Origin of the sequence: Stenotrophomonas sp. UBA7606, from assembly GCF_002477705.1 — a bacterium.
Classification (GTDB): domain Bacteria; phylum Pseudomonadota; class Gammaproteobacteria; order Xanthomonadales; family Xanthomonadaceae; genus Stenotrophomonas.
In genome coordinates, this window is the sequence record NZ_DLJW01000069.1 from 17,196 (window position 1) to 39,250 (window position 22,055).

Below are 22,055 nucleotides of genomic sequence, written 5' to 3' on the forward strand. Positions count from 1 at the left end.
TGCAGCCCATTCGCCAAGTGACGACGATGGACCGGGGCGGGCTGGCGCGCAGGCGGCTCCATGGAGCAGCAGCAGGGACGGGGAGGGCAGTCCCCGCGTGGGCGCTTGCGCACGTTGCATGCAGTGAGACGCGGGTTTCTGGCCCCAAGACTCCCGGGCCGCGTGAATGGTCGCTGCCGCGAGAGATCCAAAGGATTGAGGAGGAATGGTTCAAGCTGCGCCGAGTTGACCAGGATCTTGCCCTTGCACTGCGCCTGCGTTACTGCACTGCAGGGAGCCCGAAGGAAAAGGCTCCGCAGCTTGGGGTAAAGGTTGGCGTCTACCGCGATAGGGTGTCGGAAGCAAAAGGATGGATGTGGCGTGCAATAAGTGTTTGACAGAATCGGATCGATGTGCGATAAGTTTCGTTATCGCGGAGTAATCCCGATGGAACCCGGCCCCGCGCCGGGTTTTTTCGTTTCAGAGATTCGCGGGCTTGGCCGAGTGGTCAGGCTGCAGCCTTCCACGCTGCATACACCGGTTCGACCCCGGTAGCCCGCTCCAATTGATCGGGTAGCTCAAGGGACAGAGCAGCGGACTTCTAAGCCGCAGGTTGCAGGTTCAAGTCCTGCCCCGTTCGCCATGCAGCGCCTCGCCATTGCCTCGGTGGCGCGCGCGGCTTGCGTCTGACCGGCGACACATTCGCCCAATAGGACGCCTCCGGGGTGTGCGGAATTCTTCGCGTACCCCTTGAAGCAGACCTCATGGCTTGGCCGTTCGCGGGCCGAGCGTAAACCGCTGGGGCTCACGCCAGCGCCGGACTCCGGTTACCGGCTTTGAATACCAACGTCAGCCCGCCATGTGCGGGCTTTTTCTTTTGCCCATCAACAGTGAGAGCTATGGCGCAGATCACTCCCCAACAGGCTGGCGGCGTGAACGTCGTGGCATTCCTGGACATGCTGGCGTGGTCGGAAGGAACCGACAACGGCAAACAGCGGACGCGAGATCGCGGTTACGACGTGCTCGTCGGCGGCCAGCTGTTCACCAGCTATGCGGACCATCCGCGTGTGCTGATAGACCTGCCGAAGTTGCGGATTCAGTCCACGGCAGCAGGGCGCTACCAGTTGCTGCGCCGCTACTTCGACTCATACCGCAAGACGCTCAGCCTGCGCGATTTCTCGCCGTTGAGCCAAGACCTGATTGCGCTGCAGCAGATCCGCGAACGTCGCGCGCTGCCCCTGATCCAATCGGGCCAGGTGGTCGAGGCTATCAAGGCCGTCCGCAATATCTGGGCCAGCCTTCCGGGCGCCGGGTATGGGCAGCATGAGCAGAAGCTCGATGACCTGCTGGCGGCGTACCGTGCAGCAGGCGGGGAGATCGCTGCATGACGCCTGACATGATCCCAAAGAGCCTGCCGGAATGGGCCCTCCTGTTGGTTGCTTCGGCAGCCGGCTGGTTTACCGGGAAGCTCGGCCGCAAGCGCGACGACCAGATGGTGACCACCGAGTCCCGGCTGTACGAAACGGTCCGCCTTGAGCTTGACCGGCTGACCACGAAGGTTGACCAGTTGGAAAAGCGCAGCGGTCGGATGTTGAACCACATCTACCGCCTAGAAGGGCTGATGCGCGCAGCGAACCTGGAGCCACCGCCTTTCGACCCTGACGCAGACCCCCAGCCCTGTGGGACTCGCTGATGGTCTGGCTGCTGATCGGTGGAGCAGTCGGGTTCGCCGTCGCCTCGCTGGCGTACTGGCACGGCGAGATAGGAATGGACCCATGACAGCCCTTGTGGGCGTGGAGGTTTGAGTGAACGACGATCAGCTTGAGCGTTTGGGCCAGCTGGCCGACCGGTTGGACAACTACGCGGCGGCCGGGGCCATCCCGATGCCAGATCACATTCGTCTTGCGGCCATCAATGAGGCGATCCCCGAGATGCGGGATGAGCTGAAGGCAGTCTTGCGTGAAGCTGGCTTCGATCCATGGGGCGATGAATGACCCGCGCCCAGATCCTCGCAGGGCTGCTGCTGTTCCTCGCTGGCTGCCTTCTGGGCAGGGAGTGGCGGGACCGCAGCGCCGAGATTGCCGCAGGCAAGCAGGAAGTAAAGCAGCTGGCCGGGCAAGTGCAGGCAGAGCAGCAGGCCAGGGCGGTAGAGCAGAAGCAATCGCAGGCCCAGCAAGCGGCAGCCGACACGGCAGACAAGAGAGAGGCGCAGATCAATGCGGACTACGACGAGAGGCTGGCTTCTGCTGGCAATGGTGGGGATCACGGCAGGCTTTCCCAGCTGTGGGGCCAATGTGAAACCGACCGTCTGTCCGAGCGTGCAGCCACTGCCGCAGAAGCTGCAGGACAAGACCGACTACGCCGCGAAAGTGCGGCACGAATTGTTCGGGACGTCGAGTCAGTCCAGTCCGAGCGAGACGAAGTGATCGACCGGTATCAGGCGCTTGCCGCTCCCGCTGATGCCAAACAGCTATAAACAAAAGTGTTGACGCATAAACAAATGTGTTTATACTTACTCCCAACAAGACAACGTTAGGAGGCTGATGAAGACAAGCGAGTTTAGGCGGTGGTTGCAGTCCCAAGGCGTGGTGATGAAGGAAGGAGCCAATCACACCAAGCTGATCTACCGGGACAAGCGATCAACACTGCCAAGGCACGCAGCTGAACTAAAGGAAGGCACACGGAAGGCCATCCTCAAACAGCTGGGTATCGAGGAGCCGCCCCGATAAGGGGCGGTAACTTGGACTCGCAAGATTCATCTGATCACATGCTCTATCCAGCAAAACTCGCACCGGAAGACGGTGGGTTCGTTGTGACGTTCCGGGATATCCCCGAGGCGATCACTCAGGGCGATACGAGGGAGGAGGCCATTGCGATGGCTGCCGATGCCCTCGCAACCGCAATGGAGTTCTACTTCGAGGACGGCAGGCAGGTTCCGCTGCCGAGCGAGGTGGGACGTGGTGAGGTGGGTATCCCGCTGGCTGCAGCCTTCTCTGCGAAGGTGCTGCTGCTGAACGAGATGCTGGCCCAGAAGGTCACGCCGGCTGAGCTGGCGCGCAGGCTGGGCACCTCACCGCAAGCAGTCAATCGCACGGTGAACCTGAGCCATGCAACCAAGGTGGACGCAATCGCCGATGCACTGAGCGCCCTGGGCAAACGCCTGGAGCTGTCGGTGGTAGACGCGTAAGCGCCCAGAACAATCAAGCAACCAAGAGCCCCGGCAACCCCGGGGCTTTTTTGTGGGAGTGAACATGGCGCAGGTGACTGGACGGCTGTGCTTCCGCTGGTGGTGGAAGTGGTACGTCCGGGGAGTAATCCTCACGGCCCAGCTGACTGGACTCAGGCCCAGTACGGAGCGGGTGGAGTACTGGGCTCGTCGCGCGCTGTATTGGCGCGAGGCGAAGCCAGAGGGCCGCAGCTCATGAGGTGCCATGTGGAGTCCGACTCCACCCGAGGAGAGGGCGCGCGATGGGAAGGCTGAAGACGATCCAGCCACGCCTCAAGCCAGCAGGCCAGCGCCTCGCATGGGTTCCTACCCCGGGAGGGCAGCGCCTCACTGGCAGACGGCTACAGGCACGACGCCTGCGCATCTGGACGGCCAACCCAGCCTGCAAGGACTGCAACGTACTGACGCGCTACCCCGATGGCTTTGAGCTCGACCACGACGTGGCGCTGGTCAACGGTGGCGAGGACACGGATGCGAACTGCTGCGTGAGGTGCATTGAGTGCCATGCAGCCAAGACGCAGGGCGACATAGCCAAGGCGGGCCGACCGGTTCCACGGCGGTGATGTTCCACGCAAGGGTAGGGGGAGGGTCAAAGGTGAGAGTGATTCTCGACCGGAAACCACCTGTCCTCGCATGTGCACTTTTTATGCCGATTCAGGAGTAATCAGCAAATGGCAGGTAAGAAGGGGCGCAGCGGAGGGCCGCGCGAGAATTCGGGTGGTGCTCGCCCTGGTGCTGGCCGTCCTCCCAAAGAGCCCGTACTGAACATGTCGGAGCTTCTGCTGACGAGTGATCCGCAGAAGTTCCTGCAGGGCGTAATGAACGACCAGGAGACGGATATCAAGCTTCGGGTGGATGCTGCGAAGGCCCTCATGCCTTACCAGTACCCGAAGAAGGCCGGGGGCATCAAAGATCAGAAGCAGGCGGCTGCTGAGCGCGTGGTTGGGGCCGGGAAGTTCGGCCCAGGACAAGCGCCGATGCGACTGGTGAAGGGCGGTAAGGGATGATGCCCGCGTGGACGACGGCCTGCCCCGACTGGGAGCAACGCCTGATCGACCAGCGCGGCATCATCCCTCCGCCGATCTACCCGAACGAAGCAGAGCAGGCCCTTGAGATATTCAAGGCGCTGCGCATTGTGGACTTGCCCGGCAAGCCGACCTTTGGCGAGGTGTCAGAGGAGTGGGTGTTCGACTTCGTGCGCGCCATCTTCGGCGGCTATGACGCGGAGACCGGCAAGCAGCTGATCCGCGAGTACGGCTTGCTGATCAGCAAGAAGAACACCAAGTCCACCATTGCCGCTGGGATCATGCTGACGGCAACCATTCTGTGCTGGCGCGAGGACGAAGAGCACCTCATCCTTGCCCCAACCAAGGAAGTTGCAGACAACAGCTTCAAGCCAGCGGCGGGCATGATCCGCGCCGACGAAGAGCTGCAGGCGATGTTCCATGTGCAGGAGCACCTGCGCACCATCACCCACCGGGTGAGCCGGAACACGCTCAAGGTGGTGGCCGCTGATACGGACACGGTGTCCGGCAAGAAGGCCGGGCGGGTGCTGGTCGATGAGCTATGGCTGTTCGGCAAGAAAGCGAACGCCCAGGCGATGTTCCTGGAGGCGCTGGGCGGGCAGGTGTCCCGCGATGAGGGTTGGGTGATCTTCCTGACCACTCAGGCAGACGATGCGCCCGCAGGCGTGTTCAAGGAGAAGCTGCAGTATTGGCGGGATGTGCGCGACGGCGTGACGTTGGACCCGGCCACCTTGGGCGTTCTCTATGAGTTCCCGCAGGCGATGGTTGAGGCCAAGGACTACCTGAAGCCGCAGAACTACTACATCACCAACCCGAACATTGGCCGGTCGGTCAATGCGGAGTGGATCGAGGGGCAGCTCAAACGCCTGCAGAACTCCCGCGACGGCAAGCTGCAGGAGTTCTTGGCCAAGCACCTCAATGTGGAGATTGGTCTGGCGCTTAGGTCCGACCGCTGGGCCGGTGCTGACTACTGGCTGGCGCGCGCGCTGCCGGGGCTTACGCTGGACAGCCTGATGGCCCGTTGCGAGGTCGTCACGGTTGGAATAGACGGCGGCGGCCTGGACGATCTGCTGGGCCTGGCGGTGGTGGGGCGTGAATCGGATTCCCGCAACTGGTTGGTGTGGACGCGGGCCTGGGCGCACCCGTCTGTGTTGCAGCGGCGGCAGGATATCGCTCCGCGCTTGCGGGACTTCGCTGCAGACGGTGATCTGGGGCTGGTCGAGCAGATCGGCGACGACGTGCGAGAGCTGGCCGCTTGTGTTGCAGACCTTGAGGATGCCGGGTTGCTTGCTGGCGTCGGCGCTGACCCGGCTGGCATTGGCGCGGTCTTGGATGCCCTGGAGGAAGCTGGCGTCCCGCAAGACAAGATCAAGGCCGTATCGCAAGGCTGGCGTCTCGGCGGCGCAATCAAGACAACCGAGCGCCGGTTAGCTGAGGGCTCGCTGCAGCACAGCGGGCAGCCCCTCATGGCTTGGAGTGTCAGCAACGCGAAGATCGAGCCGCGCGGGAATGCAATCTTGATCACCAAGCAGGCCTCTGGCTCGGCAAAGATCGACCCGCTGATGGCGGTGTTTGATGCGGTATCGCTCATGGAGCTGAACCCCGAAGCGGGGAACGGCGTTATTTCACAAGGCTTCGTGGTGATGAACTGATGCTTGGACTATTTGGAAGCAGCCCGCGCCCTGACCCGCGAGACCGGGTAGAGCCGACAATCGGAAACGTGGCCGAGGGCGAGACAGCCTCGTCTTCCAGCCTGCGAATGTTCGAGATTTTCGGCAATCCGACCACTGCATCTGGCGCTGTGGTGACGCCCGACAGCGCGATGCGCGTCTCGGCGGTGTTCTCCTGCGTGAGCTTGATCGCGGGAGCCATCTCGCAGCTGCCACTACATGTCTACGAGCGCACGGAGGAGTCGCGCAAGCGGGCCGACCATGACTATTGGTGGCTTCTCAACGAGCAGATGAGTTCGGCTTGGCCGACCGCTGCAGCTTGGGAGTACCTGGTTGCCCAGGTCTTGCTGCGCGGGGACGGGATTGCTTACCTGAAGCGGAATCGCGCAGGACAGGTGACTGCCATCTTGCCTTGGCCCCGCAACCAGGTGCAGATCCTGGAGCAGGAACGGAATTCGCCCCGCGATGAGCGCCGTCTTCAGTACACATTCTCCGACAAGGAGGGTTACTTCACCGTCGATCAGGCCGACGTGCTGCATCTGCCGGGATTTGGATTCAACGGTATCCACTCCATGTCCGTGATCCAGTGGGGCGCGCGCAATGGCATTGGCATCGCGTTGCAGGGCGACGAGCACGCCGGGAAGTTCTTCAGCGAGGGCGGCAAGCCCGAGGTGGCGATCACCACGACGGGCAAGATGACAACGGGGCAGCAGGACGAGTTCCGCGATGCCTGGGTGAAGAAGTACGGCGGCAACCAAGGCAACCGACGAATCCCGCTGATCCTTACTCAGGGTTTGGACGTCAAGGAACTAACCATGTCCGCCGTGGACCAGCAGCTGCTGGAGTCGCGGCAGTGGCAGGTGATCGATGTTGCCCGGGCCTTCGGGGTTCCTCCGCACATGATCGGCGAGACGACCAAGGCCAGTAGCTTCGGCTCGGGTATCGAGCAAATGAGCATCGGCTTCGTCAAGCACACCTTGGGGCCGCACCTGAAGCGGTTCCGCGATGAGCTGAACCGCAAGCTGTTCCTGACCTCGCGCTTCTTCGTGGAGCACAACGTTGACGGCCTCATGGCCGGTGACTCAAAGGCGCAGGGTGAGTATTTCGGCAAGGCGCTCGGCGGCCCCGGTACACAGGGCTGGATGACGATCAATGAAGTGCGCCGGATGAAGAACCTGCCGCCCGTCGAGGGCGGGGACCGGCTCTACAACCCCACGGATTACCAGGCACGGCCTGGCGACACCACCAAGAAGGACGAGAACGATGACGATTCCGAAGCTGCTGCAGCTGGCGAAGAGTAACGCTGCGGCATCCCAGCCGCTGCGCGCCGAAACCAGCGGGGCAGAGGCCACCGTGTATCTGCATGGCGTGATCGGCGGCTACTGGGGCGATATTGACGAAACCGAGTTCGTGAAGGCCCTGACCGCCTTGGACGTGGACACCATCCACCTGCGGATCGACTCGCCAGGCGGTGATGTGTTCGGGGCCCGGGCAATGATGACAGCCATCTCGCAGCACAAGGCCAAGGTCATCGCCCATGTGGACGGTCTGGCGGCATCAGCGGCTACCGGAATCTGCATGGCTTGCGATGAGGTGGAGATCACCCAAGGTGCAGGTTTCATGATCCACAACGCCTGGACCATCGCACTGGGCAATAAAGCCGACATGGCAAAGACGGTCGAGCTTCTCGGCAAGATCGATGCAGGGCTGGCTGCGGACTACACCGCACGCACCGGCAAGGATCAGGAGCAGATCACGCAGTGGATGGACGAGGAGACCTGGTTCACCGCCGATGAGGCCAAGGAGCATGGCTTCGCCGACCGTGTGGTCGAGGTGGTTGGCAAGAAGAAGGCAAAGAATCAATGGGATCTTTCCGCCTACGCCAACACCCCGGCTGCGCTGCTGGCCAAACCGAACAACGCCGCCCCCGATGACGGGGATATCACGGCGCACCGAAATGCGCTCGAGCGGCGACTGTCGCTGCTGGAACGCACCCCGGCCTAAGCGACTCCCGCTTGCCGAAACCGATACCGCCGAAAGGCGGTTTTTTATTGCCCAAAGAGGAATCAAGACCTATGGCTTTCAATATTCAGGCCGAGCGGGAGCGCCGCACCCAGCTGGCGAAGGACACCCGCAATCTGCTGGACACCAGCACCGGTGCTGGCAACACCTGGACCGCCGAGAACCAGGCCAAGTACGACGAGAACGTGGCCGAAATCGAGCGCATCGATGCCGCCATTGACCGTCACCAGAAGGTGATGGATCTGACCGCCGACAACGCCATGCATGATGCAGGTGTCCGTGAGCATGGTGGCGGCAAGGGCGACAAGAACGCGTCGAGTGACGTGCGCTTGTTCGACAAGTGGGCGCGTGGTGGCGACAAGGCGCTGAGCGCCGAGGAGTGGAAGCAGGTCAACGCGGCCATGTCCGGCAATCCTGCCGTCAACCCGGAGCAGGGTGGCTATACCGTCCCGACCACCCTGGCCGAGCAGATCTTGGACGCGCTCAAGGCCTACGGCGGCATGCGTCAAGTGGCGGATGTGTTCAGCACTGCCGGTGGCGAGCCGATGCAGTACCCGACCAGCGACGGCACCTCGGAAGAGGGCGAGATCGTTGCGGAGAACAGCTCTGCAACGGACGATGACGTTGATTTCGGCACCAAGGGCCTGCAGGTCTACAAGTACAGCTCCAAGGTCGTGACCGTGCCGTGGGAGCTGCTGCAGGACAGCACCGCCGATATCGCAGGGTTCATTGAACGTCGCCTGCAGTCGCGCCTGGGCCGCGTCACCAACCGCCACTACACGCTGGGCACTGGCAATAGCCAGCCGATGGGCCTGATCACTGCCGCCACCGTTGGCAAGATCGGCGCAGTCTCCGCGCTGCCGGTCATCACCTACGACGACCTGGTGGAACTGGAGCACAGCGTTGATACGGCCTACCGTGCGAACGGTCGCTGGATGTTCCACGACGACATGCTGAAGCTGATCCGCAAGGTGAAGGACGACCAGGGCCGCCCGATCTTCGTCCCGGGCTACGAGCAGGGCAACCCGGGCGGTGCGCCGGATCGTCTGCTGAACCGCGATATCCAGATCAACCAGCACGTTGCCTCCCCGGCTGCAGCAGCAAAGTCCATCGCGTTCGGTGATTTCAGCTACTACAAGATCCGCGACGTGATGGCGGTGACGATGTTCCGCTTCAACGACTCGGCCTACGTCAAGAAGGGCCAGGTCGGTTTCCTGGCGTGGATGCGCACTGGCGGCAACCTGATCGACGTTGGCGGTGCGGTGAAGACCTTCCAGCACGGCGCTGCCGCCTAATCCACCAGTGAACGACGGCGGCCAGAGTGGCCGCCGTCTGGAGGAAGTCATGTCGAAGAAGACGAACCAAGCGCCTCAGGCCGCCGCCAAGGCACAGGCGGAGGTTGCGCCGGTAGGTCAGCCTGCGGATGTTGTGGAATCCGTTTCCACGCCTCCCGAAGCCAGCGTCGCGGAGAGTGCGGAAGCCGTTGCGCAGGCCGATGAGGTGGAGGCTGATGCCGACGCTGGCGAGGACGACCAATCGCACGCTGATCCGGCTGAACCCATCGAGTCGGTCAAGGCCCTGGTGCTGAGCAACAACCACCTGGGCAAGGTTGGCGAGGTAATTGATGTTCCCGCAGCCCACGCTGAAGCATTACGCCTGGGCGGGCTGATCGATACCCATCCCAACGCCTTTCCCAAAGAGGGGTAAGCCATGCTGTACCTGATGACCGCCGCCACTGCAGAGCCGGTGACGGTCGCGGAGGCGAAGTCCCGCCTGCGGTTTGACGGGGATGCTCTGGATGCGGATATCAGCAAGATGATTTCTGCAGCCCGGGAGATCGTTGAGCAACAGACGGGTTACGCGCTCGCAGAGGCGTCATACGCGTGGAGCCCTATCGGGGCGGGAGACGTGCTGCCGATCCAGCCTGCAACGGTGACGAGCGAGGCAGGCGCGCGGCCCATTCTGTTCACCACGACGCCAGGCCCCGCCCCGGAGGCGCTGCGCACCGCAATCCTGCTGCTGGTGGGGGACATGTTGGCCAACACGGAGGCGTCAGTCCCGGTGCAGCTGCACGACAACCCGGCCTTCCAGACGATGATCTTCCCCTATCGACGGGTGTTGCCATGAGAGCGGGCGAACTGAACCGGCGAATCCGTATCGAGCGTCCCGGGGCTGGGCAAGACGCAGCAGGGCAGCCGGTGCAGGGCTGGGAATTGGTCGATCACCTATGGGCGGGCATCGCCGGTGAGACAGGGTTGGGTGCGATCCGGTCCAGCCTGCAAGGGGGCGTTCCTGCATCCATCGCTAGGTACAGCTTCAAGGTGCGGTTTGAGGCCATCAGCCGCCTGGGCATCGATGCGGGCATGCGAATCGTCTACGACGGCCTGATCTTCGATGTAAAGGGAGCTACGCGGGATCTGAAGGACAGGCAGGCGGCCTACATCTTGACCGAGCAGGGTGGGAACACCGGATGACCATCAAGGCGAACGTTGACTTCAAGGATGCCGTAGCAGGGTTGGACAAGCTGAGTGAAGTTCGCGCCCGGCTTGCCCGGTCCATGGCCGTCGCGGGCGGGAAGGTGCTCCGGGATGAGGCCAAGATGCGTGCGCCAGTGGGGACAGATGAAGGAGGCAGCAAGAATCCTGGCGGCCTGCAGCGATCCATCTACGTGGCCTACCGTGACAAGGCGTCTACGAACGCAAAGCAGGTCTATGCGGTCAGCTGGAACGCAAAGAAGGCCCCTCACGGGCACTTGATCGAGTTTGGGCACTGGCAGACCCACGCCCGCTACAAGGGCAAGGACGGCAACTGGTACACAGGCGCTCAGCTGGCGGCACCAAAGTGGGTTCCGGCAACGCCGTTTCTACGCCCCGCGCTGGACGGGGGGATGGCCCGAGCGAAGGAGGCGATGCTGGCACGAGGGCGCGAGCGATTGCCCGAGCTGCTGGCCGGAGGAGGTGCTGATGACCTATGAGGCCACTCTTTCCGGCCTGATTGGACCGTTGATGGGCGGGAAGTTCTTCCCCGACGTTCCACCAGATGCGCCCAAGTATCCCTGCGGCGTCTACCAGCAGGTCGGCGGCCAATCGCTGTGGTTCCGCGAAGGCGCGATGCCGGGGCATAAACATGCCCGCGTGCAGATCACGGTATGGGCGGAAACCCGGCTGCAGGCCAACCAACTGATGCGCCAGATCGAGGGAGCGATCTGCACCGGACTGCGGAACGCGGAGCCGTTCGGCGCGATGGTCGGCGGCTACGAAGACGCAATCAAGAAGTACAGCGCAAGACAAGACTTCGGGTTCTGGTATCCGGACCCGTGAGCAACCACCACCGCCCGGCACTCGCCGGGTTTTTTATTGACCCAGCGAGGTAATCAAGAATGGCACTCAAGTTCCCGAATGGTTCGGTGTTCGGCATCTCCACCGCGTTGTCTGCGGCCATCCCCGTATCGGCCATCTCCAATGCAAACCCGGCAGAGGCAACAGTCACGACTGGCGCGGTAGCGACCGATGACGTCCTGGTGATCGCATCGGGTTGGCCCCTCATCAACAACTCTGTCACCGTCGCAGGTGAGGTCAGTGCTGGTGACGTCCCGTTGCGCGGCCTGGACACCTCCGACGTGACCCTGTTCCCAGCTGGCAAGGCAGCTGCGACCTTCTACAAGGCGTCGAGCTTCGTGGATGTTGACCAGCAGGGCGACCCGTCCACGTCGGGCGGAGAGTCGAAGGAGTGGACGGGCACGCTTCTGGAAGATCCCCTCGGGCGCGAGATCAGCATTCCGATTGGCCTCACGGCCGAGAAGCTGACCCTTCCGCTTTACTACGACCCGAAGAAGCCGTGGTACGCAGCCCTGAAGGCGGCGGCGGTTAAGCGCGCTCCGGTTGTCCTGCGGTGCAAGCTGTCTGACGGTGACGAAATCTACCGATACGGCTACTTGGCTTTCAACTCGAATCCGTCGATGAATGCCAACAACCCGATGCAAAATCAACTGACCTTCACTTCGCAGGGTGAGGCAACGCTGGTGGAGGCTGAGTAATGTTCAAGGTCAAAGCCCCCGAGAAGTTCGACGCCACTCTGACCATTATTGGTCAGGGCCGGGAGCAGAAGCTCAAGCTCACGTATCGCCACATGCTGAAGGACGAGTACAAGGCGCTGGTGGACAAGCTGTCAGCGGGCGAGCTGACCTCGGCGCAGGTGATCCTCGAGATGGTCAGCAGCTGGGAAGCGGACGTTACTCTGGATACCGAGGGCGTAGAGCTGGCGCTGCAGCACCAGATCGGCCTGGACACGGCAATCATCCACGGCTATGCCCAGGCAGTGCAGGTCGCCCGCAAGGGAAACTGACAGAGGCGGTGGGGGCGATGTACTGGCGCGCCCCCACCGAGGCCGAGCTTGCAGGATCAGGCCTCAAGGCCAAGCACTTCCAGCCGCCCGAGGTTGACCTATGGCCGGAGTGCGCCTTGCCTATCGAGATTTACAGCAGGGTCGCTACCCAGTGGCGCGTTGGTGCCGGTGGCCCGATTGGGCTCGACTACGGCGTCGTCTTCTACGAGATGGACCGGGAGGGGCTTGAGGGTGAAAAGAGGGACGAGGTGATGGCAGGCATCCGAGTGATCGAAGCGGCGGCCCTTGCGAGCTTCGCCTCGTCCAGGAACTAGCGGTTTGGTAACATTCGGCCATCCAGAAGCGAGGGCCTGGCCGGTGGCACTGATCAAATGCACGGAATGCGGGAAGGAAGTCAGCGATAAGGCGGCGGCATGCCCTGGGTGTGGTGCGCCGACGTCCATCATCAAGCAAGAGATCGCTAGGCAACCTGCAAAAGGAACCTCAGCCACAGCTGCGCTCGTGATTATTGGGGTGCTGCTTATTGGCGGTGGTGCACTTGCGTACTTCATAGACAGTTCCAGGCGGAGCAGAGACCCGGTTGCAGACGCCGAGCGGCACCGGGCTGCGGCCGCCATTGAATTCTGCGACAAGCGATACAAGGAAATGAACGCAGATAGGCAGTACACGCCAGACATGCTGCGTTTCCATTCCAATACATGCAAACAGATGCGAGAAGAGTTCAAGGCTAAGTGGGGGCGAGACCCCTAACTTCGGCCAGAACGAGAAACGAGACCCGCCAAACGGCGGGTTTTTTATTGCCCAAAGGAAAGTCATGACCGACACCGCCATCGGTACTGCTCGAATTGAGGTTGAGGTTGATACCTCCCAGTTCGACTCAGCGATTACTGCTGCCAAGCGATCTGTGGCTGACATGTCCTCATCTGCTCAGCAGCAGTATCAGCAGCTCGCTACTGCCGAGAAACGGCGAATCGACACCTTGATCAAGCAGGCAGACATTGTCAGCATGAACAAGGCAGAACAGATTGCCTACTCGGCCTCGCTGAGAACGAGTGGACCTCTGCTTGATGAGATCACCAAGAAGCTCGCAAGGAACACGGCGGAAGTAGAGAGGCAAGGGATCAGCCTCAAGCAGCAGCAGGCGGCCATGCGTGGTGTGCCAGCCCAGATGACGGACATTGTCGTCAGCCTGCAGGGCGGGCAGCGGCCGATGACAGTCCTTCTGCAGCAAGGTGGTCAGCTGAAGGACATGTTCGGAGGCATCGTCCCGGCCGCGCAGGCGCTGGGGACGCAGCTTGCAGCCATGATCAACCCAGCAACGATTGCTGCAGCGGTACTGGCTACATTGGCTGTGGCATGGAAGGAGGGGGCGGACGAGCAGCAGGCCTTTAACGCTGCTCTCATCAAAACGGGCGGCTATGCCGGTGCGAGCACTGCTCAGTTCAAGGGTCTAGTTGAGCAGCTCGCCGACCTGCAGTCGGTGACGAAAGGTGGCGCTGTCGAGGCACTCACTGCCGTGGCGGCGTCGGGCCGATTCGCCAGCAATGAGTTTCTCCAGGTGGCTGAGGCTGCGGCCCGTATGGAGGCAACGACCGGGCAGAGCATTGAAGAGACGATCTCCAAGTTTGAGCAGATCGGAAAGTCTCCTGTTGACGCACTTCTGAAGCTAAATGAGACAGAGCACTTCTTAACCCGCCAGCAGCTCGAAAGGGTGGATGCGCTCATTGCGGAGGGGGATGAAACGCGTGCAGCTGCTGAAGCGACTGCCATCTATAAGCAGCATCTTGATGATGTTGCCGATGCCGCTGAAGCAGCTCGTCCGCATCTTGCTGGCCTGTGGAGCGAACTACGCAAGGAAACCTCCGCAGCTTGGGCCGAGGTCAAAGACTTCGCCGAATTCCTTGCAGCCACGCAGGAGCAATTAAAAAAACGCTCCGATTGGCAGACTTGGGGTCCATGGGGCGGCATCAACTTCATGCGGGATATGAGCCGCGCTCAGGCCGCCAGCGCCGCCGCGCCGGTCAAGGTCCGCATGGCTGGGATCTACTCGGACGAAAGCGAAATTGTTGACCCGAAAGAGTCCAAGGCCCGCGAGGATCGCAAGAAGGCAGACGACGAGTGGAACCGCTGGCAGGACCAGAACCTGAGCAAGCGGGACAAGCAGCTGGCTGAGGAAAAGCGGATTCAGGCGGCGGGCGACGCGCTGGGCAAGAAGCAGAGCGACATTGATGCGCAGATCGCAGCCTCGCGCCAGCGATTCGCGGAGTCAGAGAAGCGGTCGGCTGGCAGCAAGACGGATGATCCGACAATTGCACTTGCCAAGCGCATCCAGCAGCAGATCGCGCTGAACACGGAGCAGCTGCAGAGCGAGGCCAAGCTCACGACCAGTCAGCGGCTACGCATCCAGGTTGAGCAGGAGTTGTCCAGCCTTGGTAGTAAGGCTGGCCCTGAGCGTCGCACTGTACTGAACGCAATGCTGAAGCAGCTGGACGTCAGTGGAGATCTGGCAACAGCACATGAGCGCGAGGTCAAGGCCAAGGAGCAGCTGTCCAGGTTGAACGCTCAGATTGCTGTCAGCGAGGAGAATCGGCTACGTGCCAATACCTTGGACCTGATGGGCTACGGTCGAGGTGGTGACGCTGTGGACATGCTGCGGCGGCAGTTGGACATTCACCGCGAGTACGAAGACGAGCTAAAGCGGCTCAGGGATCGCGGTGTTGCTGAGGACTCTGCCGAGTGGACCGAGCAGGAGGCTGCACTTCGGGCCAGCCGTGAACGCATGCTGGGGGTGGAACGGGATTTCCAGAACCAGCGCCTGGCGTTGATGGGTGACTGGCGAGTGGGTGCGAACGCGGCCCTTGAGGACTACCTGTTCGCTGCAGCCGACGTGGCGAGCCAATCCCGCGACATGTTCGCCAATGCCTTCGGAGCCGCAGAGGATTCAATCGTCCAGTTTGTGAAGACCGGCAAGCTGTCGTTCTCCGACCTGGCTGACTCGATCATTTCCGATCTTGCCCGTATTGCGGCCAAGCAGATGATCACCGGCTTGTTCGGCAACATGATGGCGGGATGGATGGGGGGAGGGGTGACGGCAACTGGCAATTCCTTGGTCAGCAGTGGGACGCAGGGCATCAACGCAGGGTTATCGGCTGGACTGACTCCACATGTGAAGGGTGGCATCTACGACTCGCCAAGCCTGTCAGCCTATTCGGGCAAGGTGTATGACAGCCCGCAGTACTTTGCGTTCGCCAAAGGCGCTGGCGTGTTCGGCGAGGCAGGCCCCGAGGCGATCATGCCGCTCAAGCGTGGCAGCGATGGTCGGCTTGGTGTATCGGCTTCGGGCGGGACGGGGGCAGTAAAGATCGAATGGACGAACAACGGTCAGCAGCAGGAAGTTCAGAGCGCTCAAGCGCAGTCCATGCCAGACGGCTCAATGCTGATCAAGCTTGTTACCGGCGAGGTGAAGCGGGACATGGCACGGGGCGGGTTTGACGCCGTCATGGGCCAGTCATTCGGAATAAAGCGTCAAGGCGCAGCGAGGGGCTAAGTGACCATTCCAGTTTGGCCTTCAAGTCTGCCAACTCCGTTGGTGGAAGGGGTGACCTATGCCCCGCAGCAGAACAACGTGATCCGCTCACCCTTCGCGGGGGGCAGTAAGTCACGGCGACGGTTCACGAGTTCCTATGAGGATGTCAGCTTCCGGCTGTTGCTCAACCGCGCAGGCGTGCAAGTTCTTTCGGACTTGGTTATCTACACGCTCGCCGACGTTCTGCCAATGCAGTGGGTTGAGTTCCGCGACCCAGCTAAGCGCCCCGCCGTCTACGCGTTCAAGCAGCGGCCGACTTATACACCGGCAGGCTGCGGCTGGCTTTGGTACGCAGATATCCAACTCGAACTTCGCACGCCGTTCAACGGCTTGTTCCCACTGACAGATGAGCTGGATAGCCAGCTCGAAACCGACACCGACGAGGGGTTGACCACGTGAGCACAATCGAGAAAATTGCAGAGCGCGATCTGCCGGTGAGCGCGGCGGGTGCTGCAGATTTCGTCCGCGTCGTTAAAGGCGGGAAGTCGTTTCTGTCGCTTGCATCGGATCTGCCTGTTCCTGCTGCCGTGCCTTTGCTGATCGAAGATAGCGAGCAGTTCTTGCAGGGTAAGATCGCGGAGGCTTCCGCAGCATCCGCTGCCGCCGATTCGGTCCTGAGTCAGAAGATCGACGATGTTGAGGCCATCCGTTCCAGCGGGATGATGGGGTTCGATTCACTTGCCAACCTGAATGCCGACCTCGCGCATGTAGCAGGATCTCTGGCGGTTGTGACGAACGACGCAAGCTCATCGAACAACGGAACGTACCGGAAACTTGGCGCAAGCGGGTCAGGGTCGTGGATAAAGGCCGTAACGGCTCCTCTCACGGACGGCGCGGTTACTGAAACAAAGCTTGCCGCAGCCGCAGTAACAGGTTCAAAGCTCGCTGTGAACTCGGTTACCGCGTCGAAGTTGTCGGGGGGCTACAACTACAAGGCCAGCCTGAGCAGCGGGAGCGTCAACTCCGTAGTCGCGGCGGGCCGGTATCTGGTTTCAGGCTCAGTCGCGGATCTCCCTGCAGGCGCTCCCACCAGCCGCATGCTGATTGTCACGTCCCTCAATAGCGACAGCTACGTTCTGCAGGAGTATTTCGGCCTGACCGGTCAGACATCGGTCTGGAGGCGGTCGATTCGGCCAAACAATGGCCCGACCTACAACCCTTGGGTAGTCCAGAACGCGTACCGATCAGCTCTTTCGAGCGGCAGCGCTAACGATGTAGTGACGGACGGCCGATATCTCGTGACCGCTGCAATGGCTGACCTGCCTGTCGGCGCGCCAGCTTCCGGATACCTGGAAGTCAGCGTGCATGCGTCGTGGGTAATGCAAGAATACTCAAGCCTGCAGACCCCAGATGTTGCATGGCGTAGAACGCTGCGAACGGATACGGGCGTCTTCTACCCATGGGCACCTACCAAGTCGGCAGGAATATCGCCGCTACAGGGCAAGAAGGTCGCATTCTTCGGGGACTCGATAACGGAGAACGGAGATTACCCGGAGCGGGTGGCGGCCAGACTCGGCTGTGTGCCGCTGAAGTTTGGCTTTGGTGGTTGCAGGATGGGCCTCCACAACAACACGGCATCGGGAATTCTCTACGGCAAGATGAGCATGTGGAAGTTGGCCGACTATGTGTCGTCTGGCGATTACTCGGAACTGACCACAGCAGCTCAGGATCTTTTCACCCTGGAGGGGGACGACAATCGCCCCCAGGCTGCAGCGCTGGCGGCAACTGACTGGGCGACCGTCGACTACGTGGTCATTGCCTTTGGAACCAATGATTGGGGCGGTGACAATCCGCTCGGGGCAAATGGAGACACGACTGCAGCTACTTTCAAGGGCGCAATCAACTACACGATCACCAAGCTGATGACTGCATATCCGCATTTGAAGGTGGCGTTTGTGTCGCCGATGTGGCGATCCAGGCGAAGTGCGGGGGATGGTCTTGAGTCGGATGCCAACCCAAACACCAACGGCACCTTCCTGCTTGAGTTCGCCGATGCGGTCAGGGAGGTTGCAGCGTTGCGGCACCTTCCTGCGCTGGATCTCTATCGCACGGCCGGTATCAACCAGTACAACGGATCGATCTACTTGGCTGATGGACTGCACCCGGTTGCTGGCGTTGGGTTTCAGCGACTAGCAGACCGGGTGGGTGCCTTTCTCGGATCTGTTTTCTGATGCCTCGTGCACTGACCCCAGCGCAGGCCCGAGCAATCCTTGCCCAAGACACGGCAGAAGTATTCTTGCCGTGCCTGAAGATAGTCGCTGGTGACATCTTCCGCATCGTCAACAACACCGAGCCACTGGCGAAGTCGGATGGGGTCTATCAGCCCTATCCGTTCGAACCCCAGTTTCCCGATGACAGCGACGAGAAGGGCACCAACGTTTCAGTGCGGATCGACAACGTTGAGCGGGACGTGACCAGGCTTCTACGCGACGCCGCAGGCGTGCCCAAGGCGGTGCTTGAGCTGGTCACCGCCAGTGACCCAGACAGGCCTATCCTCGGGCCTTGCGAGTTTTCGGTCCTGAGCGCCGATGCAGACATCATGCAGGTCACCCTGCAGCTGGGACACGAGGAAGACTTCCTCAACCAGCGCGTGCCGGCGCAGTCGTATGGCCCAACCAACTCGCAAGGCCTCTATCAGTGAACCTGGAGCCATTCATGGCGGTCCCGTATGAGGGCCGGCATTTCTGTCGCGTGTTCGCTGCCCGCGTTCTAGCGGCGCATGGGGTGCCGTTGCCGGCGGTGGCCAAGCCTGAGCGGGCAACGGACTGGGAACGGGTGCCCAAGCCTGAGCCGCTGGCCGTGGTGGTCTTCCACACCGGTGCTGCGCCAGACCACGTCGGCGTATGCATTGGGCGCGGTCGGTTCTTGCACGTCGAGGAAAGCTCCCGCAGTCGCATCGAGTTCCTTTCATCGCCCCTATGGTCCAGTCGGATCGAGGGCTACTACCGCTACAAGGGTGAGAAATGACGCACAGCTTGATGCTCCGGTCCCATGAGTTCTCCCAAGACGTTGGTGTGGTGCGCGTTGACGGCGGCCAGACGCTGCGCGCAATGCTGTTGCAGGCCTGTGGCGGCACTGATCTGGCAGTGGACGAACTCGACGTGCGCGTGGGTGGGCACGAGGTGCCCGCGGCCTACTGGGGCCGGCTTCGCCCGAAGCCAGGAACGGCAATCCACATTACGCGTCGGAGCCTGCATGGCAACACTGGTCGGCAGGTTCTCGCGATTGTCGCAATAGCGGCGCTTACTTACTTCACAATGGGCGCGGGCGGGATCGGGGGTGGGTCTTTCCTTGGCATGACCGGTTTTGCTGGATACGCGACAGCCACAGCGGCCTTCATGTTGGGCACGCTTGCCATTTCTGCCCTTACTAGGCCGCCTACTGCCGGCGGCGGTGGTAACGATGCGTCGGCTAAATGGAACGCCCTCACCGGCACGCAGAACCAGATCAACCCGGGGGGCGTCATTCCCTTCGTAATCGGTGAATCGCGCTTCTACCCGCCTCATGCAGCTATCCCCTACAGCGAAGCAGTAGGCGAGAGCAGCTACCAGTACTGCCTCTTTGACCTGGGGCACGGCGACATTGAAGTGGCCGACATTAAGATCGGCGAATCTCCCCTCAGCCAGTACAACGAGGTGACGTACGAGATCACCCGCACGCCGACCATATACACCAACGATGTGGCGGAGGTGGCGGTGGGCGCATCAATGGACGACACCGACGTGGTGACGCGCACGACTGCCCCGGGGATTACTCGCATCGCCTTGGATCTGGTTGCCCCAGGTGGGCTCTACGGCGTAGGCACCAGCGGCAAGAAATTCAGTATGGGCGTGCACTGGCGCATCGAGTACCGCCTGGCCGGCAGTAGCGATGCGTGGGTTACGCCGGCAACGCCGCGCTTGTCGTACATGACGCCGATGGGTGATGGCCGTTTCGCTATCCGCATGGAGAAGGCCGAGGCCTTCGCAGCGGGCATCGCTTGGGACGTGCCAGCGGCGCAGTACGAAGTGCGGGTGACGCGGACCGACACGCCCAAGGGCAGCTCCAAGAACACCTACATCACGGACTTCACTTGGAGTTCGCTGCGGTCGATCAAGCCCGGCCTGCCGAGCACAACCGGCACCAACAAGCTGGCGATGCGCATCAAGGCCACCGACCAGCTCAACGGCACCCTGCAGAGCCTCTCCCTGGTCGTGCGGCAAAAGGTGAGGGTGTACGACCGGGACGCAGACACCTGGGCCGCCCCAGCGGTCAACCTCAATCCGGCTTGGGTGGCCTACTGGCTGCTGACCGAGTGTCCCGCATTCAGCAAGCACGTGCCTGCAGGCCGCATCCATCTCGACACCTTCGCCGACTACGCTGAATTCTGCGAGGTCAACAGCTTTGAGGCCCGGGGTGTTGTTGACGCAGCCACCACCGCAGCAGAGCTGATCGAGGACATGTTGTCCTGCTCGTTGGGATCGCTGGGCCGGCGCGATGGCAAGTACAGCATCGTCTATGACTCGGGCGAGACACTTTCGAGCATGACGTACATGCCAACCGAGATTGACAACTTCACCATGTCGCGGCCATTCATTCGCTTGCCGCAGGCTCTGCGGGTTCAGTTCAAGAATCCGGCAGCGGATTACCAGGACGACGAGATAATCGTCTTGGATGACGGGTACAGCTACCGGGGAGTGGATGCGCGCGGCAACCCGTCCGCTCTGCCAGAGCCGACAGAGTTCGAAACCATGCAACTACGATTCGCGCAAGACGCGATTCACTCTTGGCGGGTGGGGCGGTTCCATTTGGCCCAGGGCAAGTTCCGCCCGGAGAGCTACGGTTTCACCAGCGACGTGGCCGGCCTCGGAACCACGCGAGGGGACGTGATCGACGTTGCTCACGACCTGGTCGAGTGGGGTGCGGGCTGGGGAAGGGTGGTCAGCATCGGTAACGTCGCCGGCAGGCCGACTCTGGTTCTTGACCAGATGGTGACTACCCAAGCCGGCAAACGATACAGCGCGCAGCTCAGGTGCAGCGATGGTAGTGCCGTGGTCGTGGGCATCGTTGGCGCTGGGGGCGAGACGGACACCTTCTGGCTGGAGTCCATTCCCATGACCTCCGGTCCGTCTCCGCAGCCAAGAGTTTGGCCAGGCGACGGCTGTGTGATCGGTGAGGCAGAGAGCGTCACGGAGAAGCTGCTGGTCACGGGCGTTCGCTACAGCGACGGCGGGCAAGTGACAGAGTTCACCGCAGTTCGCTATGACGAGCGTGTGGCGCCTTTCTGGGCGGACCCGCCGGAGAGCATCGTCAGCGAGATCACGGGAACGACGTACGCTGAAGTGCCGGTGCCCGTGGTCCTGGGCGTCATCAGTGACTCCATTGCGGATGACCCTGACGATGCTGGAATCGTGGCCCCGGTGGTTCGCATCGGTATCGGCCGCCAATCGGAGCTGCACACGGAACTGAGGGCTGCGGCATGACGATCATCGCGCAGGAGCTGCGGTACCGGGTTGCCGGCGTTGACGGGACGGAGTGGATCGTTGATCGCATCCCCGCAGGCAAGAACATCGAGTTGCGCTCAGTGCGCCGGGGGATCACATACGACGTGGAGATCCGAAACGTCGATCACACCGGGCGCATGTCGGCGCCGGCCACGCTGCAGCACACGGTTGGGTCCACGGTCCGCGAAGGGGCTTTGGCCCTGCCGGTGAACTCAGTCGCCAACATCAGCAGCGTGTGGGACGTGGATACCTCGGTCACCTACAGCGCCACCGACAGCGTCGCGACGGTGAGCGTCAGCGCCGGCACGCTCGTGATCGGAGGGACCACGATCAACTACGGTGCCAGCAGCGCGTCGGTCGCCGGCGCGCCTGAAACAGAGAAGACAATCTACTTGTTCTATGACGACCCCCGGCTTGAGGGTGGATCTGTGGATCTCGGAGTCACCGAGGACTACATCACATCAACTGCCGGCAATGGCCGCATTGCGATCACCACCCTGAAGATCACGTTTCCTGCCGTAGGCGCGCCACCCACTACCGGCGGCGGCGGGATCGGTGGCGGCGGCGGTGGCGGCGGCGCCAAGAACCCAGCAGCGGAGCAGCAAGCGGTATGACCTACGAGAAGAGAAATGACGTGCCGTGCCTCGCTGGTGAACAGGTAGTGGAGCTGGACACCGGCGCTCTCGTGGCCACGAGCTGCAGCTGCGAACGTGTGGCCAC

The 22,055-nt window shown here is 61.8% G+C and carries 27 protein-coding genes, 2 tRNA genes and 1 pseudogene; 29 read left to right on the forward strand and 1 reads right to left on the reverse strand.

What is annotated here, in order from left to right:
• Window positions 1–469: 469 nt before the first annotated feature.
• From B2527_RS09175 to B2527_RS09275, 22 genes and pseudogenes are all read left to right on the forward strand, one after another.
• Window positions 470–543 (forward strand) — tRNA-Gly (locus B2527_RS09175).
• 3 nt (window positions 544–546) lie between these two features.
• Window positions 547–622: transfer RNA gene (locus B2527_RS09180), tRNA-Arg, on the forward strand.
• Between the two features lie 256 nt (window positions 623–878).
• Window positions 879–1,367: a glycoside hydrolase family 104 protein gene (locus B2527_RS09185; RefSeq protein ID WP_293708640.1), complete on the forward strand. Its 489-nt coding sequence runs from the start codon at window positions 879–881 to the stop codon at window positions 1,365–1,367.
• Complete coding sequence (locus tag B2527_RS09190) at window positions 1,364–1,672, forward strand: hypothetical protein (RefSeq protein WP_293708642.1); 309 nt, start codon at window positions 1,364–1,366, stop codon at window positions 1,670–1,672. Before B2527_RS09185 ends, B2527_RS09190 begins: the two co-directional genes overlap by 4 nt.
• Window positions 1,673–1,784: 112 nt before the next feature.
• Window positions 1,785–1,973 (forward strand): hypothetical protein, encoded by a 189-nt coding sequence (locus B2527_RS09195; RefSeq protein ID WP_293708644.1) that lies wholly within the window; start codon window positions 1,785–1,787, stop codon window positions 1,971–1,973.
• Entirely contained in the window at window positions 1,970–2,455 is a 486-nt protein-coding gene (locus B2527_RS09200) for a hypothetical protein (RefSeq protein ID WP_293708646.1), read from the forward strand. The genes B2527_RS09195 and B2527_RS09200 overlap by 4 nt, the downstream gene beginning before the upstream one ends.
• Window positions 2,456–2,522: 67 nt before the next feature.
• Window positions 2,523–2,708, forward strand: coding sequence for a type II toxin-antitoxin system HicA family toxin (locus B2527_RS19575; protein ID WP_414717050.1), 186 nt, complete (start codon window positions 2,523–2,525; stop codon window positions 2,706–2,708).
• A gap of 11 nt (window positions 2,709–2,719) precedes the next feature.
• Entirely contained in the window at window positions 2,720–3,166 is a 447-nt protein-coding gene (locus B2527_RS09205) for a type II toxin-antitoxin system HicB family antitoxin (RefSeq protein ID WP_293708648.1), read from the forward strand.
• 710 nt (window positions 3,167–3,876) lie between these two features.
• Window positions 3,877–4,212, forward strand: coding sequence for a hypothetical protein (locus B2527_RS09210; protein WP_293708650.1), 336 nt, complete (start codon window positions 3,877–3,879; stop codon window positions 4,210–4,212).
• Window positions 4,212–5,882, forward strand: coding sequence for a terminase large subunit (locus tag B2527_RS09215; protein WP_293708652.1), 1,671 nt, complete (start codon window positions 4,212–4,214; stop codon window positions 5,880–5,882). Before B2527_RS09210 ends, B2527_RS09215 begins: the two co-directional genes overlap by 1 nt.
• 107 nt (window positions 5,883–5,989) lie before the next feature.
• Window positions 5,990–7,201: a phage portal protein gene (locus tag B2527_RS09220; protein WP_293708653.1), complete on the forward strand. Its 1,212-nt coding sequence runs from the start codon at window positions 5,990–5,992 to the stop codon at window positions 7,199–7,201.
• Window positions 7,164–7,904, forward strand: coding sequence for a head maturation protease, ClpP-related (locus B2527_RS09225; protein ID WP_293708655.1), 741 nt, complete (start codon window positions 7,164–7,166; stop codon window positions 7,902–7,904). Before B2527_RS09220 ends, B2527_RS09225 begins: the two co-directional genes overlap by 38 nt.
• 71 nt (window positions 7,905–7,975) lie before the next feature.
• Window positions 7,976–9,217: a phage major capsid protein gene (locus tag B2527_RS09230; protein ID WP_293708657.1), complete on the forward strand. Its 1,242-nt coding sequence runs from the start codon at window positions 7,976–7,978 to the stop codon at window positions 9,215–9,217.
• A 49-nt stretch (window positions 9,218–9,266) separates the two neighbouring features.
• Window positions 9,267–9,629 (forward strand): hypothetical protein, encoded by a 363-nt coding sequence (locus B2527_RS09235; RefSeq protein WP_293708659.1) that lies wholly within the window; start codon window positions 9,267–9,269, stop codon window positions 9,627–9,629.
• A gap of 3 nt (window positions 9,630–9,632) precedes the next feature.
• Window positions 9,633–10,049: a head-tail connector protein gene (locus B2527_RS09240; protein ID WP_293708661.1), complete on the forward strand. Its 417-nt coding sequence runs from the start codon at window positions 9,633–9,635 to the stop codon at window positions 10,047–10,049.
• The gene (locus B2527_RS09245; protein WP_293708663.1) at window positions 10,046–10,396 is read left to right on the forward strand and encodes a phage head closure protein; all 351 of its coding nucleotides are present in this window, start codon (window positions 10,046–10,048) and stop codon (window positions 10,394–10,396) included. The genes B2527_RS09240 and B2527_RS09245 overlap by 4 nt, the downstream gene beginning before the upstream one ends.
• Window positions 10,393–10,896 (forward strand): HK97-gp10 family putative phage morphogenesis protein, encoded by a 504-nt coding sequence (locus tag B2527_RS09250; protein ID WP_293708665.1) that lies wholly within the window; start codon window positions 10,393–10,395, stop codon window positions 10,894–10,896. The genes B2527_RS09245 and B2527_RS09250 overlap by 4 nt, the downstream gene beginning before the upstream one ends.
• A complete protein-coding gene (locus tag B2527_RS09255) occupies window positions 10,886–11,242 on the forward strand; it encodes a DUF3168 domain-containing protein (RefSeq protein ID WP_293708667.1) in 357 nt (118 codons plus the stop codon). The genes B2527_RS09250 and B2527_RS09255 overlap by 11 nt, the downstream gene beginning before the upstream one ends.
• Window positions 11,243–11,301: 59 nt before the next feature.
• Window positions 11,302–11,958, forward strand: coding sequence for a phage tail tube protein (locus tag B2527_RS09260; RefSeq protein ID WP_293708668.1), 657 nt, complete (start codon window positions 11,302–11,304; stop codon window positions 11,956–11,958).
• Window positions 11,958–12,266: a phage tail assembly chaperone gene (locus B2527_RS09265; RefSeq protein ID WP_293708670.1), complete on the forward strand. Its 309-nt coding sequence runs from the start codon at window positions 11,958–11,960 to the stop codon at window positions 12,264–12,266. The genes B2527_RS09260 and B2527_RS09265 overlap by 1 nt, the downstream gene beginning before the upstream one ends.
• A gap of 17 nt (window positions 12,267–12,283) precedes the next feature.
• The gene (locus B2527_RS09270) at window positions 12,284–12,580 is read left to right on the forward strand and encodes a DUF1799 domain-containing protein (protein ID WP_293708672.1); all 297 of its coding nucleotides are present in this window, start codon (window positions 12,284–12,286) and stop codon (window positions 12,578–12,580) included.
• Between the two features lie 43 nt (window positions 12,581–12,623).
• Window positions 12,624–12,695 (forward strand): annotated as a pseudogene (locus B2527_RS09275) (zinc-ribbon domain-containing protein); the annotation flags it as partial.
• A 54-nt stretch (window positions 12,696–12,749) separates the two neighbouring features.
• On the opposite strand, the gene B2527_RS09280 reads toward B2527_RS09275, so the two are convergent.
• Window positions 12,750–13,097, reverse strand: coding sequence for a hypothetical protein (locus B2527_RS09280; protein ID WP_293708706.1), 348 nt, complete (start codon window positions 13,095–13,097; stop codon window positions 12,750–12,752).
• Between B2527_RS09280 and B2527_RS09285 the strand changes: the two genes are divergently transcribed.
• Genes B2527_RS09285 through B2527_RS09315 form a run of 7 tightly spaced genes read left to right on the forward strand, consistent with a single transcriptional unit; the run spans window position 13,081 to window position 21,949 of the window.
• On the forward strand, window positions 13,081–15,813 hold the full coding sequence (locus B2527_RS09285; protein WP_293708674.1) for a phage tail tape measure protein: 2,733 nt from the start codon (window positions 13,081–13,083) through the stop codon (window positions 15,811–15,813). The two genes, B2527_RS09280 and B2527_RS09285, sit on opposite strands and share 17 nt — an antisense overlap.
• A 51-nt stretch (window positions 15,814–15,864) precedes the next feature.
• The gene (locus B2527_RS09290; RefSeq protein ID WP_293708676.1) at window positions 15,865–16,251 is read left to right on the forward strand and encodes a hypothetical protein; all 387 of its coding nucleotides are present in this window, start codon (window positions 15,865–15,867) and stop codon (window positions 16,249–16,251) included.
• Window positions 16,248–18,023 (forward strand): GDSL-type esterase/lipase family protein, encoded by a 1,776-nt coding sequence (locus tag B2527_RS09295; protein WP_293708678.1) that lies wholly within the window; start codon window positions 16,248–16,250, stop codon window positions 18,021–18,023. Before B2527_RS09290 ends, B2527_RS09295 begins: the two co-directional genes overlap by 4 nt.
• The gene (locus B2527_RS09300) at window positions 18,023–18,493 is read left to right on the forward strand and encodes a DUF1833 family protein (RefSeq protein WP_293708680.1); all 471 of its coding nucleotides are present in this window, start codon (window positions 18,023–18,025) and stop codon (window positions 18,491–18,493) included. Before B2527_RS09295 ends, B2527_RS09300 begins: the two co-directional genes overlap by 1 nt.
• Window positions 18,494–18,507: 14 nt before the next feature.
• Entirely contained in the window at window positions 18,508–18,819 is a 312-nt protein-coding gene (locus tag B2527_RS09305) for an NlpC/P60 family protein (RefSeq protein WP_293708682.1), read from the forward strand.
• Window positions 18,816–21,314 (forward strand): TipJ family phage tail tip protein, encoded by a 2,499-nt coding sequence (gene gpJ, locus B2527_RS09310; RefSeq protein ID WP_293708684.1) that lies wholly within the window; start codon window positions 18,816–18,818, stop codon window positions 21,312–21,314. Before B2527_RS09305 ends, gpJ begins: the two co-directional genes overlap by 4 nt.
• Entirely contained in the window at window positions 21,311–21,949 is a 639-nt protein-coding gene (locus B2527_RS09315; protein ID WP_293708686.1) for a hypothetical protein, read from the forward strand. The genes gpJ and B2527_RS09315 overlap by 4 nt, the downstream gene beginning before the upstream one ends.
• Window positions 21,950–22,055: the final 106 nt, after the last annotated feature.